This is a genomic window from Priestia sp. BR_2 (assembly GCF_041954005.1).
GTDB classification, from domain to species: Bacteria; Bacillota; Bacilli; order Paenibacillales; family Paenibacillaceae; genus Paenibacillus_AQ; species Paenibacillus_AQ lautus_A.
Map to the genome: position 1 here is coordinate 1 of NZ_JAVFHM010000059.1, position 1,330 is coordinate 1,330.

At 37.6% G+C, this 1,330-nt stretch carries 1 protein-coding gene; it reads right to left on the reverse strand.

The window, feature by feature from the left end; all coding sequences use genetic code 11:
- Window positions 1-268: 268 nt before the first annotated feature.
- The coding region (locus RB298_RS01230; RefSeq protein ID WP_486045367.1) for a glycosyltransferase family 2 protein at window positions 269-1,330 on the reverse strand (1,062 nt) is incomplete at its 5' end.

Sequence of the window (1,330 nt, forward strand, 5' to 3'; positions counted from 1 at the left end):
TCTCCAATAACAAGCTTCCTTTGTTGATACAACTGTAATGAATTAGTCAAATAAGCGTTATTCTCTGACATTTTATCATAGGTACACTGATATGCACGTGCACAAAACGGCTTTTCAAAGAACAAGAAAAGGATGTTGAATGACCCCTATGGATACGCGTAAAAATGAAGGTTCTTTTAACTATCATTATTAAGCGAACTCTTTACTGTTTTTCTAATAAAAAAGGTTAATCAGCAAAAGCTAATTAACCTCGTTAAATAGTGCAATTTCACCCAGTTCTCTCAGGTGAACCGTCTCTTGTTACCTGCAAATTTCCGGAGCGTTTTAATTTGTTCCATCCTACTTTTGTTCCTTTTAATGCAGCTAAAACTGCCTTCCAAGCTACCCATAGTAATAAGTAGCGATACACAATTCTTTGTATCACTAGAGCAATCAATGGTTTACTGCTTATTCGCTCTACTCTAAAGGCCACTAAGCAAACAAGAAAATCAACAATAAAGTAGCATCCGTATAGAAGAACCGAATGTTTCACATCTCCAGTACATAGCCTCAAAACAAATAAAAGGTCTAAAAACGGTGCAAATAAAGGAAAAATAAATTGAAACAGCAGCATATTGGGAAGAGCCATAAAACCTAATGCTTTATGCTTGCGCCCTCCAAAAGCTCTTTTATGCTTCCACAAGCACTGTAAAGTCCCAAAGTTCCAGCGATGGCGCTGTTTGAGAAAGTCTTTACGCTTTTCCGGTGCTTCTGTATATGCACTTGCTTTCTCTTCAATTGAAATTTTATAACCGCTGCGCAATATACGCAGAGACATGTCTGTATCTTCGGCTAATGTATCGGCCGTAAAATATCCTAATTCTTGAACAAGTTTTTTTCGCCATGCTCCTATTGCGCCCGGAACAACCGTCACGCAATTAAGCATGGAAAAAGCACGTTTCTCTAAATTAAAACCTGACACATATTCAATATGCTGCCATGTTGTTAATAAATTACGGACATTTCCTACTTTGATGTTCCCAGATACCGCTCCTACTTTTTCATCGTTAAAGTGTCTCACCATAAGCGATATAGCTTCAGGTGAAATAATGGTATCGGCATCAATTGACACAATAATATCTCCTTGTGCTTTTTGGATACCCAAATTGACCGCCGCAGCCTTTCCTCCGTTTTTCTTTCGAAGAAGACGAAACTTGTCATTGTTTTTAAAAGCTTCAGTAACAGCCTTTGATGTACCATCTGTTGAACCATCATCAACCATAATAATCTCAAGGTTTTGATATGAACTCTTCAACACCGATTTAATTGTCCTGTTTATGACATTCTCTTC